Raw genomic sequence first — 14,153 nt, 5'->3', positions numbered from 1 at the left:
TCTCAAACAAGTTTGAATTTTCGCCAAACAGCGTCGTCAATAGGGCGCCAACACAACCTTTGCTACCAATCAAAACGCTGGGTAGACTTGCAAGGTTCATGCGAAATCGAAGCCCTTGTAGGCTGAGGCTTCAGCGTCCGTTACGTCCACATTGATCGGAAGGCTTGCGCATCGGTACGGAGATGAGCTCTATTTGCAAAGCTGCCTCTTGAAGGCACAAAACTCGGCCTCTGGCGAGTCGGATCGGTACGCACAAAAAGCGGCAAATGTTATATCGCTCGCCTTTCACGGTACCACCGAGCGAAAACAGGATTCTCCTGCATAAACTTGAGAACGTCCTCTGCCGGCATTTGCCCTGTCAGAATAATTGATTCGTAAGCGGAAAACTGCTCCGAGCGAATTTCCCGAAGGGAAACCTGCGCTAGATTGTCTACATTCATCTTGTCCATGGCGCATCCATCCAGCGAATTGCCGACGACAGAAACTGACGAGCGGGGCGGCAAGCAAGAGCAATTCATGGAGCAAGCAACTTTCAATAATAGGGAGCTACGTGGACTACTGTCAAAGGAGAAATGTGCGGGGATCAAATAGTTGATCACGAGGCGATCTCCGGCACCACTTTAGCAGCCAATTGATCCAAACGAGCGAGATGCTACGCGGAAAAATTACGATGAAGTTCTCGAACGTAGCTCTCAACCAGCCAATAAGCCTTTGGTCTCGGCCATCCGAGCACATTCGGATCCATTTTCATCTTCAATCGTGTTGCATAAAACTCGGAGCGATTGGCGCGAACCCCGGGCATCTCCCCATAGCATGTCTTCTCCTGGGGATAAAAGCCGCGTGATATAGAGATACATTCTTGGCAAACTATTAGCCGTGAAAGTCAGGCTGTCAAACTGCTGCTCGGCGGCACTCGGCGCCCCCTCCCGCGTCAATCGCCGTAATGTCGCATGCAGGCCCATGGCTTCGACGCGGACATCTATCGGCGAACGATCTCAGCAATGGCAACGGCGCTGGCGAAGAGCCCACCGCGAGCGACAGGATAGACGGCAACCGCCGTCGTTGCGAGGAGCTCGCGACAAAACTGCAAGGCAATTTGCGCTGAAGCGACGGAGCAATCCATACCCCAGCAAGCGGAGGCATGGATTGCTTCGCTTCGCTCGCGATGACGGTGGGGAGAGCTCGGTCCCCTACTCCGCCGCCTGCTTAGTCTCCCGCAGATAGGCCTGATAGGCGAGCCGGATGCCATCCTCGAGCGAGGTCGATGCGCGCCAGCCGAGTTTTGCCAAGCGGCTGACGTCGAGCAGCTTACGCGGCGTGCCGTCGGGGCGCGAGGCGTCGAAGTGGATCTCGCCGCGATAGCCCACCGCGGCCGCAACGGCACGGGCGAATTCGGTAATGGCGATGTCTTCACCGGTTCCGATATTGACCAGCTCGGGTGAAGAATAGGTCTTCATCAGATGGATACAGGCGTCGGCGAGGTCATCGACGTAGAGGAATTCGCGCCGCGGCGTACCGGTGCCCCACACCACGACACTCGCCGCGCCCGACAGCTTCGCCTCGTGGAAGCGGCGGATCAGCGCGGCGACGACGTGGCTGTATTCGGGATGGTAATTGTCGCCGGGACCGTAGAGATTGGTTGGCATCACGCTTATGAAATCGGAGCCGTACTGACTGCGATAGGCTTCCGCCATCTTGATGCCGGCGATCTTGGCGATGGCATAGGGCTCGTTGGTCGGCTCCAGCGGCCCGGTCAGCATCGAATCTTCCCGCAGCGGCTGCGGCGCCAGGCGCGGATAGATGCAGGAGGAGCCGAAGAACATCAGCTTCTCGCAGCCATTGGCATGGGCGGCCTGGATGATGTTGGTTGAAATCGCGAGATTGTCGTGGAGGAATTCGGCGCGCAGCGTGTTATTAGCAACGATGCCGCCGACCTTGGCAGCGGCGAGGAACACCGCCCGCGGCCGCCTGGCTGCAAACCAGGCATTCACGGCGGCCTGGTCACACAGGTCGACCTCGCTGCGGGACACCGTCAGGAGTTCCGCCTCCTCGCGCGCCAGCCGGCGCATCAACGCCGAGCCGACCATGCCGCGGTGGCCGGCGACGAAGACGGTCTTGTCCTTCAGTTCAAACGGAGTGCTTGCCATTGGCGGCGTCCTGTCTGGCCTCGGCGAGATCGCCGGCCACCATTTCCTTCACCAACTGTGCGAACGGGGTTTTCGGCCGCCATCCGAGCTTGGCGCGCGCCTTGCTGGCGTCGCCGATCAAGAGGTCGACCTCGGTCGGACGGAAATAGGTCGGATCGATCCGAACGAGGGTCTTGCCGGACGCCTTGTCGACGCCGGTTTCCTCGACGCCCTTGCCGCGCCATTCGATGGTCCGTCCGACCTCGGCGAATGCCAGCTCGATGAACTCTCGTACCGAGCGCGTCTCGCCGGTCGCCAACACGAAGTCGTCGGGTGCGTCCGCCTGCAGGATCATGTGCATGCCCTCAACATAGTCGCGGGCGTGGCCCCAGTCGCGCTTGGCCTCGAGATTGCCGAGAAAGATGGTGTCCTCCAGCCCGACCTCGATGCGGGCGACGCCGCGCGTGATCTTGCGCGTCACGAAGGTCTCGCCGCGGATCGGGCTCTCATGGTTGAACAGGATGCCGTTGCAGGCGAACATGCCGTAGGCCTCGCGGTAGTTCACCGTGATCCAGTAGCCGTAGAGCTTGGCGACGCCATAGGGCGAGCGCGGATAGAACGGCGTGGTTTCCTTCTGCGGCACTGCCTGCACCAGGCCGTAGAGCTCCGAGGTCGAAGCCTGGTAGAACCGCGTCTCCTTTTCCATGCCGAGGATGCGGATCGCTTCCAAGAGACGCAGCACGCCGATCGCGTCGGCGTTAGCCGTGTATTCCGCGCTCTCGAAGCTCACCGCGACATGGCTCTGCGCGGCGAGATTGTAGACCTCGGTCGGCCGGATCTGCTGCATCAGCCGGATCAGGTTGGTCGCATCGGTCATGTCACCGTAGTGCATCAGGAACGGCACGTTGCCGGCGTGCGGGTCCTGGTAGAGGTGATCGACGCGCGCCGTGTTGAACGAAGACGACCGGCGCTTCACGCCATGGACGGTGTAGCCGAGGCCAAGCAAGTATTCGGCGAGATAGGCCCCGTCCTGCCCGGTAACACCGGTGATCAGCGCCACGCGCCGTTTCGAATCCTGAGCTGTCATGTCTTCTCCAGAGGGCGCGGCGATCCGCGCGATCCCGACGGAGCGGTTCTGTAGCATCCGCCCCGCCTCAAGTCTAATGGGCATTAGCCGTTTGAAATCAGCAAGTTAAACCCGAACCACGAGGCCACCCCCGGCTCACTCGCCATAGCGGCGCAGCCGGTCGACGTCGATGATGGTAACCCCGCCATATTCGAGCCGGAGCAGCCCCTCCCGCTCCAGCCGCTTCAGGCACTGGTTGGCGTTCTGACGGGAGATGCCCGACAGTGCGCCGATCTCCTCCTGGGTGATCTCCAGGTGCCGCGTCAGGTCCGGATAGAGTATCGGATTGAACAGCGAGGCGATCGAGCGCGCCAGCCGTGCGGTCGCATCCAGCGTGCGGCCATATTCGGCCAACGCGATGAACTGGCCGAGCCGCTCGTTGAGCTGGCCCACCAGGAAGCGGTTGAAGCCGACGCTGTTCTCGAACAGCCAGACGAACGTCCGGCGATCCATCATGGCGAGCCGCGTATCGCGCAGCGCCACCACGTCGTAGCGCCGCAGTTCGTTCTTCAGCACCGTGCCCTCGCCGAACCAGGCGCCGGCGGTGAGGCCCGCGAAGCTCGCCGCCTTGCCGCCGCGCGAGACGATGCCCATCCGCGCCAGCCCGGTGACGACGCCCGTCCAGTACTGGAAATTGTCGCCGCGCATGAAGATGAATTCGTTGGCACGATACGACTTCTCGGAAATGCCGGCGCGCGCGATCTCGATTTCCTGCTCGGTCAGTTCGCGCGACCAGACCGCAATGCGCTTGAGGTAATCAGCAGCAATCATGCGAGCGACGACATCCCCCGAATGGTGCACCGCAACAACATCGTTTCGATCAAGGATGATGGCGTGGAATGCCAGCGAAAATTTCCTGACCAATTGTCGGGCACATGACAATTCAACCTACCGCTTTCTCGTATTGAGAGCCACCTCGCCTCACGCCGCGCGCGACCGTCGATGGGTCGCCGATGGCCGATGATGCGAGTTGGGACATGCAAGTGGGTGCGGCTTTACCGCGCATGACGTCGGTGATCGGGGCGAGCAACGCCGCCAGGCACCCTGCATCGTGAAGTCGGATGGTCTCGCCGCGGCGGCCCATGTAAGATCGGCGCTATGGTTTCGAACCATGGATAAAGAGCGCGCCAGGCGCCGTATCTGGAGGGAACAGGGTGGTCTACAGTCTCGAGGTGCGAGGCGTCTCGTTGCGCTTTGGCGGCGTCCGCGCCCTGACCGAAGTGAGCTTCGGCGTCAAGGAGGGCGAGTTGTTCTCCATCATTGGCCCGAACGGCGCCGGCAAGACCTCGATCGTCAACTGCATCTCGGGCCGCTACCGCCCGACCGAAGGTCAGCTGTTCTATCGCGGCAAGGACATCACCGGCCTTAACCCCAACGCGCGGCCCTCGCTCGGGATCGGCCGCACCTTCCAGAATCTCGCCCTGTTCCATCATATGAGCGTGCTCGACAACATCATGGTCGGCCGCCATCACCTCCTGAAGAACAATTTCATCACGGGGCCGCTGTACTGGCTGACCGGCGCGCACCGCGAGGAGCTGGAGCATCGCCGCAAGGTCGAGGAGATCATCGACTTCCTCGACCTGCAGTCGGTGCGCAAGGCGACCGCCGGCACGCTCTCCTATGGCCTGCGCAAACGCGTCGAGCTCGCGCGTGCGATGGCGCTGGAGCCGCAGCTGATCCTGCTCGATGAACCGATGGCCGGCATGAACTTCGAGGAGAAGGAGGACATGGCGCGCTACATCGTCGATCTCAACGAGGAGTTCGGCATGACGGTGATGATGATCGAGCACGACATGGGCGTCGTGATGGACATCTCCCATCGCGTCATGGTTCTGGATTTCGGCCGCAAGATCGCCGAGGGCGATCCGGCGACCGTGCTCTCGGATCCTCACGTCAAGCGCGCCTATCTCGGCGAAGAGGACGAGGTGCGCGTCGATCCCGACGACAAGCCGGCGGTGACGGAGAGCGCCGCATGATGGACTATGCCGGACGCGCCGCGCAGGCCGACACGTTTCCGAAGATGCTGCGGCTCAACGCGAAGGAGCACGGCAGCGAGATCGCGCTCCGCGAGAAGGATTTCGGGCTGTGGCGCGAAATCACCTGGAACGACTACCAGACCCGCAGCCACGATTTCGCGCTCGGCATGGTCGAGCTCGGCCTCGGCCGCGGCGATGTAATCGGCATTATCGGCGACAACCGGCCGGACTGGGTCGCGGCCGAGATCGCAACGCACGCGATCGGCGCCATGAGCCTCGGCCTCTATCGCGACGTGCTGGACGAGGAAGCCGCCTATCTCCTGAACTATGGCGAGGCGAAGCTGGTGTTCGCCGAGGACGAGGAGCAGGTCGACAAGTTGCTCGGACTGGCCGATCGCGTGCCGCACCTCAAGCACATCGTCTATTCCGATCCGCGCGGCATGCGGAAGTATGACGACCCGCGACTGATGGAGGCGAGCAAGCTGGTCGCGATGGGCCGCAATCGCGCCGCGCGCGAGGCTGGCCTCTACGACAGACTGGTCGACGCGACCAATGGCGAGGACGTCGCCATCCTCTGTACCACCTCGGGCACCACGGCCAATCCCAAGCTGGCAATGCTCGCCGCGGGACGGGTGCTGCGGCATTGCGCGACCTATCTCGCCTTCGATCCGAAGGGCCCGGACGACGAATACGTCTCTGTGCTGCCGTTGCCCTGGATCATGGAGCAGGTCTACGCGCTCGGCAAAGGGCTGCTCTGCCGGATGAAGGTCAACTTCGTCGAAGAGCCCGACACCATGATGAACGACTTCCGCGAGATTGCGCCGACCTTCGTGCTGTTCGCGCCACGGGTCTGGGAATCTATCGCCGCCGACGTCCGTGCCGGCGTCATGGACGCCTCGCCCCTCAAGCAGAAGCTCTACGATGCCGGCATGAAGAGCGGACTTGCGGCGCTTGGCCAGGGCAAGCGCTCGCTGTTCGCCGACAAGCTGCTGTTCCGCGCGCTGCGCGACCGGCTGGGATTCACCCGGTTGCGCTCGGCGGCGACCGGAGGTGCTGCGCTCGGGCCCGACACCTTCAAGTTCTTCCAGGCCATGGGCGTGCCGTTGCGGACGCTCTACGGCCAGACCGAACTGCTCGGCGCCTACACCCTGCATCCTCCAGGCAAGGTCGACCCCGATACGACCGGCATTCCGATGGCCGACGACATCGAAATCCGGGTCGACACCCCCGACGTCAACGGCGTCGGCGAGATCGTGGTGCGCCATCCCAACATGTTCCTCGGCTATTACAAGAATCCCGAGGCCTCGGTCGCCGACATCAAGGACGGCTGGATGTATTCGGGCGATGCCGGCTACTACAACGACAACAAGCAGCTGGTGGTGATCGACCGCATCAAGGATCTTGCCGAGACCGCGCGTGGCGAGCGATTCTCACCGCAATATATTGAGAACAAGCTGAAGTTCTCACCCTACGTCGCCGAAGCCGTCGTGCTCGGCGCCGGCCGCGACGCGCTCGCCGCGATAATCTGCATCCGCTACTCGATCATCTCGAAATGGGCGGAGAAGAACCGGATCTCGTTCACGACCTACACCGACCTCTCTTCGCGCCCCGAGGTCTACGCCCTGCTGAAGAAGGAGGTCGAGACGGTCAACGCCACGCTGCCGCCGGCGCAGCGCATCTCGCGCTTCCTGCTGCTCTACAAGGAGCTCGATGCCGATGACGGCGAGCTGACCCGCACCCGAAAAGTTCGCCGCGGCGTCATCAACGAAAAATACGCCGACATCATCGACGCGGTCTATCGCGGCAGGCCCAGCATCCCCGTCGACACCGTGATCCGCTTCCAGGACGGCACCACCCAGCGCGTCCGCACCACGCTGCAGGTCGTCGACCTCGGCCGCGCCGTGACCGCGGAGGCCGCGGAATGATCCGGGCGATCACCGCGTACTCAGTCGTCACGCGCGGGCTTGTTCCGCTTGCGCGATGGATCGTCGGGTCAAGCCCGGCGATCACGAGCAGCAAACCTGGCAACACCCCATGAACACCCAGTTCCTGATCCAGCTCATCGTCAACGGCCTCGTGGTCGGCACGCTGTATGGCGTGGTCGCGATGTCGTTCGTGCTGATCTACAAGGCGACGCAGGTCGTCAACTTCGCTCAGGGCGAGCTCCTGCTGATTGGCGCCTGGGTGTGCTGGGCGCTGCTGACGAAATATCAGCTGCCGTTCTGGATCGGCATGCCTGTTACCCTCGTGTTCATGTTCATCTTCGGCATCGCGATCCAGGTCGTGATCCTGCGTCCGATGATTGGCGAGCCGATCATCTCGGTCATCATGGTGACGATCGGCCTGTCGACGGTGTTCCAGGCTGCATTGAAGTGGATCTTCGGCGTCAACCCGCAGCCGTTTCCGCGCGTGTTCGAAAGCCAGGCGGTCAATCTGTTCGGACTGCAGATCCAGACCGTCTACGTCATGAGCCTCGTGGTGTCGCTCGCCATGATGGTCGGCATGGCCTGGTTCTTCCGCGCCTCCAAGTATGGCCTTGCGATGCGCGCAACCGCCTTCAACCAGCAGGTTGCGCAGTCGCTCGGCATTTCCGTCAAGAGCGTATTCGCGATGGCCTGGGCGATCTCGGCGACGGTCTCGGCGGTCGCCGGCGTCGTCGTCGCCGTCGTCAACGGCGTGTCGTCGGGCCTCTCCGCCTACGGCATCAAGGTGTTCCCGGCTGCGATCCTCGGCGGGCTCGACTCGGTCGGCGGCGCCGTGCTCGGCGGCGTCATCATCGGGCTGCTGGAGAACGTCGCCCAATATGTCGACAGCGAGTATCTGCACTGGGGCAATCTCTACGAGATCGCGCCGTTCTACGTGCTGATCATCATCCTGATGATCAAGCCCTACGGCCTGTTCGGCACCAAGGATATCGAGCGGATCTGACCGATGACAGCGCGCACCCTGATCCCGTCCGGCGATTTCCGCACGACCTACGCGGCCGACACCACGATCTTTCCGACCGCAACCAGCCGCAATTTCGCGATCGCCGGCATTGCTCTCGCCTGCTTCGCACCGATGCTGCTGACCAATTACTGGCTGTCGATCGCGATCCAGATCGGTATATTCGCGATCGCAGCCCTCGGCCTCAACATCCTGGTCGGCTTCACCGGACAGATCTCGATTGGACATGCCGCCTTCTTCCTGCTTGGCGCCTTCACCTCGGCCTACATCTCCAACAATGCGCCGATCCCGGTGTTCTTCGCTATTCCACTGGCCGGCGTCATCACGGCGCTGGTCGGGCTGATCTTCGGCGTGCCGGCGGCCCGGCTGAAGGGGCTCTACCTCGTTATCGCGACGCTTGCCGCGCAATACATCCTGCTCGACTTCTTCTCCCGCGCCGAATGGTTCTCCGGCGGCTCGGTACCGGCCAGCGCCAACCCGTTCTCGATCTTCGGCTACACGTTCCGCGGCGACAAACAGTATTTCTACGTCGTGCTGGCCTATGTCGTGGTCTGCTACCTGCTCGTCACCAATCTGATGCGCACGCGCGACGGCCGGGCGCTGGTCGCGATCCGCGACCATTACCTCTCCGCCGAGATCATGGGCATCAACCTCACCAAGTACCGGACGCTGTCGTTCGGGCTTGCCGCCTTCTTCGCCGGCATCGCCGGCGCGCTCTATGCGCACTACCAGCTCGTCGTCTCGCAGGAAGGCTTCGGCATCGAGCGCTCGGTATTGTTCCTCGCGATGGTCATCATCGGCGGCACCGGCTCGGTGATGGGCACGCTGATGGGCACAGCCTTCGTGGTGCTGCTGCCGGAATCGATGGAATGGCTGAGCGCGGCACTGAAGGGCGGCGCCATCGACAAGGCGCTGCAGCTCAACAACAACATCACCTTCCTGCGCGAGATCGCGATCGGCCTGATCATCATCGGCTTCCTGATGTTCGAGCCCGACGGGCTCGCGCATCGCTGGCGGCAGATCAAGACCTACTGGAAACTCTACCCGTTCTCGCACTGAGCGCGACACAACCGATAAGCTCGATTCAACGAATAACAGGAGGAAACGAAATATGAAGATCAAGTCCCTTTTGAGCTCGGTCTCCCTTGCGCTCGTGATCGGCAGCGCAGCCGCGACGGCACAGGCGCAGATCGCGATCGGTCACCTGGAGGACCTCTCGGGCGGCACGTCCGATGTCGGCACGCCCTATGGCCAGGGTGTGGTCGACACCTTCGCGTGGGTCAACAAGAACGGCGGCGTCGGTGGCAAGCAGCTCAACGTCGACAGCACCGACTATGGCTACCAAGTGCCGCGCGCGATTGCGCTGTACAAGAAGTGGTCGGCGCCCGACGGCAAGGTCGCGGCGATCATGGGCTGGGGCACCGCGGATACCGAGGCGCTCACCGGCTTCCTCGCCCAGGACAAGATCCCCGACATCTCCGGCTCCTACGCCGCGGCGCTGACCGACCCCGAAGGCACCAGCGGCAAGGCCAAGCCGGCGCCGTATAATTTCTTCTACGGCCCGAGCTACTCGGACGCGCTGCGCGCCGAACTGACCTGGGCGGCCGAGGACTGGAAGGCCAAGGGCAAGCCCGGCAAGCCGAAGTTCGTCCACATGGGCGCCAACCATCCCTACCCGAACGCCCCGAAGGCAGCGGGCGAAGCGCTCGCGACCGAACTCGGCTTCGAGGTGCTTCCGCCGCTGGTGTTCGCGCTCGCGCCCGGCGACTATTCGGCGCAGTGCCTGAGCCTGAAGAGCTCCGGCGCCAACTACGCCTATCTTGGGAACACCGCAGCTTCCAACATCTCGGTCATGAAGGCCTGCAAGACCGCCGGCGTCGACGTCCAGTTCCTCTCCAACGTCTGGGGCATGGATGAGAATGCCGCCAAGACCGCGGGCGATGCCGCCGACGGCGTGATCTTCCCGCTGCGTACCGCAGTCGCCTGGGCCAGCAACGCCCCGGGCATGAAGACGGTGATGGAGATCTCCAGGATGTCGGATCCGTCGGGCAAGGTCTATCGCCCGGTGCACTACATCGCCGCGGTGTGCAGCGCGCTGTACATGAAGGAAGCCCTCGACTGGGCCGCCAAGAACGGTGGCGCCACCGGCGAGAACGTCGCCAAGGCCTTCTACCAGAAGAAGGACTGGGTGCCGGCAGGCATGGAAGATGTCTGCAATCCCTCGACCTGGACCGAGAAGGACCACCGCGGCACGCTCAAGGTCGATCTCTACCGCGCGAAGGTCTCGGGCGCGACCGATGGCAACATCAACGACCTGATGGCCAAGGGCACGATCAAGCTCGAAAAGGTGAAGACGGTCGAGCTCCCGCGGAAGCCGGAATGGTTCGGGTGGTGAGGTTGGTGAGGCTGCCGCCAGCGCAGCCTCAAGATAAGTCGTCATCCCCCGCGAAAGCGGGGGACCCAGAACGCCGCGGCTCCGCGTTTGATCGCTGGCGTCTCTGAAATACTCGGTCACCCGCCTTCGCGGGTGACGACAGCCGAGGGTGATCGAAGGATGACTGACATCGCAACAGCCACGCGCCCGACGCCGACGGCCGTCCCGCCGCCGCCGCTGCTCGGCATCAACAACATCGAGGTGGTCTATGACGACGTCATCCTGGTGTTGCGCGGCCTGAGCCTCGAAGTGCCGAAGGGCGCGATCGTGGCCCTGCTCGGCGCCAATGGCGCCGGCAAGTCGACGACGCTGAAGGCGATCTCCGGCCTGCTCAAGACCGAGGACGGCGAGGTCACGCGTGGTGAAATCCTGTTCGAGGGTCAGCGCATCAACGGCATCGATCCCGACAAGATCGTGCGCCGCGGCATCTTCCAGGTGATGGAGGGGCGCCGCATCGTCGCCGACATGACGTCGCTGGAAAACCTGCGGCTCGGCGCCTTCACCCGCCGCGACAACGAGGTCGCCAGCGACATCGACATGGTGTTCAGGTATTTCCCGCGCCTGAAGGAGCGCACCGGACTTGCCGGCTATCTCTCGGGCGGCGAGCAGCAGATGCTCGCGATCGGCCGCGCATTGATGGCGCGTCCGAAGATGATCCTGATGGACGAGCCGTCGATGGGGCTGTCGCCCCTGCTGGTGAAGGAAGTGTTCGCCATCATCAAGGAGATCAACCGCGATCTCGGCGTGACCATCCTCCTGGTCGAGCAAAACGCACGCGCCGCGCTCTCGGTCGCGAGCCACGGCTATATCATGGAGCAGGGCAAGGTGGTGCTCGACGGCTCCGCCGACGAATTGCGCGACAATGAGGACGTCAAGGAATTCTACCTCGGCGGCGCCGGCGACCAGCGCAAGAGCTTCAAGAACCTGAAGAGCTTCAAGCGGCGCAAGCGCTGGCTGTGAGGCCGCAGGCAGTCGAGCCAGATGGGATCGATCGACGTGAAGATGCGTCAGGACAACGCGTTGGTTCTAGCCCAGCACCTGCTCGGCTTCCGTGGCCGCACAGAGCAAATGATAGAACGACGACGCAGGGATCGTGGCGACCAGCGATTTGCCTTCGCGGTCGAACTGGTCATACCAGCCGCCGGTCACGGGGTGGCTGAGGTAGTGCCGCTCGAGCAGCACGAGCGCCTTGCGCGCCTCGTCGGCCGCATCGCTCTCGCCCGCCTCGGCCTGCGCGATCCACGCTTTCGCCAGCTCGGTCTGCGGCCACAGCCGCCGCGTGTCGCGGCGGATGCCGCCCTCGGCGTTGCCCTCGTCGACCAGGCAGCCGGTGGCCGCATCGCGATAGCGCAGCGCCGATGCGAGCAATTCGCCGCGCGGCCGCCCGGTCGGGCAGCCGGTGATGCGTTCAAAGCCCTTCAACAGCCACACCCACTCCGCCTGGTGTCCCGGCTCGACGCTGACCGGCTGGATCTTCGACCAGTCCTCCTCGAAATATTCGCCCAGAACGCGGGTCTGCTTGTCGTAGAGGTTGGCGAGGAACAGCGCGAAGAACTCGCCGGCGCGGTTCTGGAACGACAGATCGTGGGTCGCGTCGAAGCAGGCGATCATCGCCTCGAACAGGTGCATCTGCGGGTTTTGCCGGCGCGGCATCGCGGGCGGCAGCCCTTCCTGGAATCCGCCGTGCGGCGAGCGCAATTGCGTGTCAAGGAACGACAGCAGGGCGTCGATCTCCGCGCGAACCTGGGCATCGTGGTCGAGACCGTGGACGGTCGCCAGAGCGAGCAGCACGAAGGCGTGGCCATAGGTGTCGCGGAGCGGGTCGAGCACGCCGCCTTCCGGCGTCAGGCTGTAGGCGAAGCCCGGCCGGCCATCCGGCGCCTTGGCCCTGGCCAGCAGGTAGTCCAGCCCCTTCAGCGCGATGGCGCGGCCCTCCGGGTACCAGCCCATCTGCGCGGCCTTGGCGTAGCAATAAATCTGGCGCGCCTGCACGACCACGCGGCGCGGCGCGGCCCGATCTGCGCTCCCGTCCTGGTGCAGCCGGTCGACGAAGCCGCCGGCCGCGCTGTCCCACCCCGTCGTCGACCACAGCGGCAGCGCATGATCGATCATGCGGCGCTTCAACCTTGCGACGACGCCGGCGACTTCGTCCGCTGCAACATTGTGTACGTCGGCCATTGTGTTCCCTGGGTCGGTCCCGACAGCGATGGTCGCCGTCTGATAGCACGCGCCGGGCGGCGCGCAACCCGTGCGAATCTTCTGAAGGACCCGCCATGACCGAGCATTACGACGCCTTTGAAACGCGCGATCCGGCCGAGCGCGAGGCTGCGCTGTTCGCCCGGCTGCCGGAGGTGCTGCGCAACGCGATCGTCGCCTCCGCTTACGCCGAGCGGCTCCAGGGCATCGACCCGGGGTCCGTGACCACCCGGGAGGCACTGGCGCGCCTGCCGGTGCTGCGCAAGTCCGAACTGCCCGCCCTGCACAAGGCTGCGCCGCCCTTCGGCGGCTTCGTGGCGAACGGGCCCGGCTCATTCGCCCGGCTGTTCACCTCACCCGGACCGATCTTCGAGCCGGAGGGGTGCCAGGCCGATCCCTGGCGCGGCGCGCGGGCGCTGTTTGCCGCCGGCTTTCGCCAGGGCGACGTGGTGCTGAACGCATTCAGCTATCACCTCACCCCGGGTGGCTTCATCGTCGATTCCTCCGCGCGCGCGCTTGGCTGCGCGGTGATCCCGGCCGGTCCTGGCAATACCGAGCAGCAGTTCGAGCTGATCGAGGCCTATCGCCCAATCGGCTACAGCGGCACGCCCGACTTTCTGAAGATCCTGCTCGACGCCGCCGCAGCGGCTGGCCGCGATGTCTCCTCGATCAAGCGCGCGCTCGTCTCCGGCGCGGCGTTTCCGAAATCATTGCAGGAGGAGATGAGGTCGCGCGGCATCGACGCCTATCAGGCCTTCGGCACCGCCGATCTCGGCATGATCGCGTTCGAAACGCCATCGCGCCAGGGCATGACCGTCAACGAGGATCTGATCCTGGAAATCGTCAAGCCCGGCACAGGCGATCCGGTGGCCGAAGGCGACGTGGGCGAGATCGTCGTCACCTCGCTCGATCCGCATCATCCCTGGATTCGCCTCGCGCTCGGGGACCTGACCGCGGCGTTGCCCGGCAAGAGCTCGTGCGGACGCACCAACATGCGTATCAAGGGCTGGATGGGCCGCGCCGATCAGACCACCAAGGTCAAGGGCATGTTCGTGCGCCCCGAGCAGATCGCCGAGATCGGCAAGCGTCATCCCGAGCTGGGACGGCTGCGCCTCGTGGTCACGCGCGCCGGCGAGACCGACGCGATGATCTTGAAGGCCGAATGCGCGTCCTCGTCTGGCACCCTGCAGACGGATCTTGCAGCAACCCTGCGCGCGGTGACCAAGCTCGGCGGCAATGTCGAACTGGTCGGTGCAGGCTCGCTGCCGAACGACGGCAAGGTGATCGCGGACGAGCGGTAGGACGGACGCCGGCCTTCCGCTATTCAGCTTGATCAACGCGATTCTTGC

At 63.7% G+C, this 14,153-nt stretch carries 11 protein-coding genes; 7 read left to right on the top strand and 4 right to left on the bottom strand.

All coding sequences use genetic code 11. The annotated features are described in order from the left end of the window. Nucleotides 1-1,190: 1,190 nt before the first annotated feature. The 3 genes from JQ586_RS31565 to JQ586_RS31555 all read right to left on the bottom strand — a co-directional run bounded on the left by JQ586_RS31565 (nucleotide 1,191) and on the right by JQ586_RS31555 (nucleotide 4,023). Complete coding sequence (locus JQ586_RS31565) at nucleotides 1,191-2,147, bottom strand: GDP-L-fucose synthase (protein ID WP_283815503.1); 957 nt, start codon at nucleotides 2,145-2,147, stop codon at nucleotides 1,191-1,193. After that, nucleotides 2,128-3,213: a GDP-mannose 4,6-dehydratase gene (gene gmd / locus JQ586_RS31560; RefSeq protein WP_212398541.1), complete on the bottom strand. Its 1,086-nt coding sequence runs from the start codon at nucleotides 3,211-3,213 to the stop codon at nucleotides 2,128-2,130. The genes JQ586_RS31565 and gmd overlap by 20 nt, the downstream gene beginning before the upstream one ends. Nucleotides 3,214-3,348: 135 nt before the next feature. Then, on the bottom strand, nucleotides 3,349-4,023 hold the full coding sequence (locus JQ586_RS31555; RefSeq protein ID WP_212398540.1) for a Crp/Fnr family transcriptional regulator: 675 nt from the start codon (nucleotides 4,021-4,023) through the stop codon (nucleotides 3,349-3,351). A 383-nt stretch (nucleotides 4,024-4,406) separates the two neighbouring features. Here JQ586_RS31555 and JQ586_RS31550 point away from each other — a divergent pair, with 383 nt between their 5' ends. From JQ586_RS31550 to JQ586_RS31525, 6 genes are all read left to right on the top strand, one after another. Further along, nucleotides 4,407-5,228, top strand: a complete 822-nt coding sequence (locus JQ586_RS31550; RefSeq protein WP_212398539.1) for an ABC transporter ATP-binding protein — start codon at nucleotides 4,407-4,409, stop codon at nucleotides 5,226-5,228. Next, nucleotides 5,225-7,153, top strand: a complete 1,929-nt coding sequence (locus JQ586_RS31545; RefSeq protein WP_212398538.1) for a long-chain fatty acid--CoA ligase — start codon at nucleotides 5,225-5,227, stop codon at nucleotides 7,151-7,153. The genes JQ586_RS31550 and JQ586_RS31545 overlap by 4 nt, the downstream gene beginning before the upstream one ends. A 109-nt stretch (nucleotides 7,154-7,262) precedes the next feature. Then, the gene (locus JQ586_RS31540) at nucleotides 7,263-8,156 is read left to right on the top strand and encodes a branched-chain amino acid ABC transporter permease (protein WP_212398537.1); all 894 of its coding nucleotides are present in this window, start codon (nucleotides 7,263-7,265) and stop codon (nucleotides 8,154-8,156) included. Between the two features lie 3 nt (nucleotides 8,157-8,159). Further along, a complete protein-coding gene (locus JQ586_RS31535) occupies nucleotides 8,160-9,233 on the top strand; it encodes a branched-chain amino acid ABC transporter permease (RefSeq protein ID WP_212398536.1) in 1,074 nt (357 codons plus the stop codon). Between the two features lie 52 nt (nucleotides 9,234-9,285). Then, the gene (locus tag JQ586_RS31530) at nucleotides 9,286-10,569 is read left to right on the top strand and encodes an ABC transporter substrate-binding protein (RefSeq protein ID WP_212398535.1); all 1,284 of its coding nucleotides are present in this window, start codon (nucleotides 9,286-9,288) and stop codon (nucleotides 10,567-10,569) included. A gap of 159 nt (nucleotides 10,570-10,728) precedes the next feature. Continuing rightward, nucleotides 10,729-11,568, top strand: a complete 840-nt coding sequence (locus JQ586_RS31525) for an ABC transporter ATP-binding protein (protein WP_212398534.1) — start codon at nucleotides 10,729-10,731, stop codon at nucleotides 11,566-11,568. Between the two features lie 66 nt (nucleotides 11,569-11,634). Here JQ586_RS31525 and JQ586_RS31520 read toward each other — a convergent pair whose 3' ends face one another. Then, the gene (locus JQ586_RS31520; RefSeq protein ID WP_212398533.1) at nucleotides 11,635-12,786 is read right to left on the bottom strand and encodes an AGE family epimerase/isomerase; all 1,152 of its coding nucleotides are present in this window, start codon (nucleotides 12,784-12,786) and stop codon (nucleotides 11,635-11,637) included. A gap of 95 nt (nucleotides 12,787-12,881) precedes the next feature. On the opposite strand from JQ586_RS31520, the gene JQ586_RS31515 reads away from it, so the two are divergent. After that, nucleotides 12,882-14,105: a phenylacetate--CoA ligase family protein gene (locus JQ586_RS31515; RefSeq protein ID WP_212398532.1), complete on the top strand. Its 1,224-nt coding sequence runs from the start codon at nucleotides 12,882-12,884 to the stop codon at nucleotides 14,103-14,105. Nucleotides 14,106-14,153 lie beyond the last annotated feature (48 nt).

Source organism: Bradyrhizobium jicamae (assembly GCF_018130215.1).
Taxonomy (GTDB): Bacteria; Pseudomonadota; Alphaproteobacteria; order Rhizobiales; family Xanthobacteraceae; genus Bradyrhizobium; species Bradyrhizobium jicamae_A.
This window is presented reverse-complemented; position numbering and strand designations above follow the sequence as displayed.

Excerpts from the sequence above, each read along its gene's own strand:
- JQ586_RS31565 (WP_283815503.1), bottom strand. The coding sequence starts at position 2,147 with ATGGCAAGCACTCCGTTTGAACTGAAGGACAAGACCGTCTTCGTCGCC.
- gmd (WP_212398541.1), bottom strand. The coding sequence starts at position 3,213 with ATGACAGCTCAGGATTCGAAACGGCGCGTGGCGCTGATCACCGGTGTT.
- JQ586_RS31555 (WP_212398540.1), bottom strand. The coding sequence starts at position 4,023 with ATGATTGCTGCTGATTACCTCAAGCGCATTGCGGTCTGGTCGCGCGAA.
- JQ586_RS31545 (WP_212398538.1), top strand. The coding sequence starts at position 5,225 with ATGATGGACTATGCCGGACGCGCCGCGCAGGCCGACACGTTTCCGAAG.
- JQ586_RS31540 (WP_212398537.1), top strand. The coding sequence starts at position 7,263 with ATGAACACCCAGTTCCTGATCCAGCTCATCGTCAACGGCCTCGTGGTC.
- JQ586_RS31535 (WP_212398536.1), top strand. The coding sequence starts at position 8,160 with ATGACAGCGCGCACCCTGATCCCGTCCGGCGATTTCCGCACGACCTAC.
- JQ586_RS31530 (WP_212398535.1), top strand. The coding sequence starts at position 9,286 with ATGAAGATCAAGTCCCTTTTGAGCTCGGTCTCCCTTGCGCTCGTGATC.
- JQ586_RS31525 (WP_212398534.1), top strand. The coding sequence starts at position 10,729 with ATGACTGACATCGCAACAGCCACGCGCCCGACGCCGACGGCCGTCCCG.
- JQ586_RS31520 (WP_212398533.1), bottom strand. The coding sequence starts at position 12,786 with ATGGCCGACGTACACAATGTTGCAGCGGACGAAGTCGCCGGCGTCGTC.
- JQ586_RS31515 (WP_212398532.1), top strand. The coding sequence starts at position 12,882 with ATGACCGAGCATTACGACGCCTTTGAAACGCGCGATCCGGCCGAGCGC.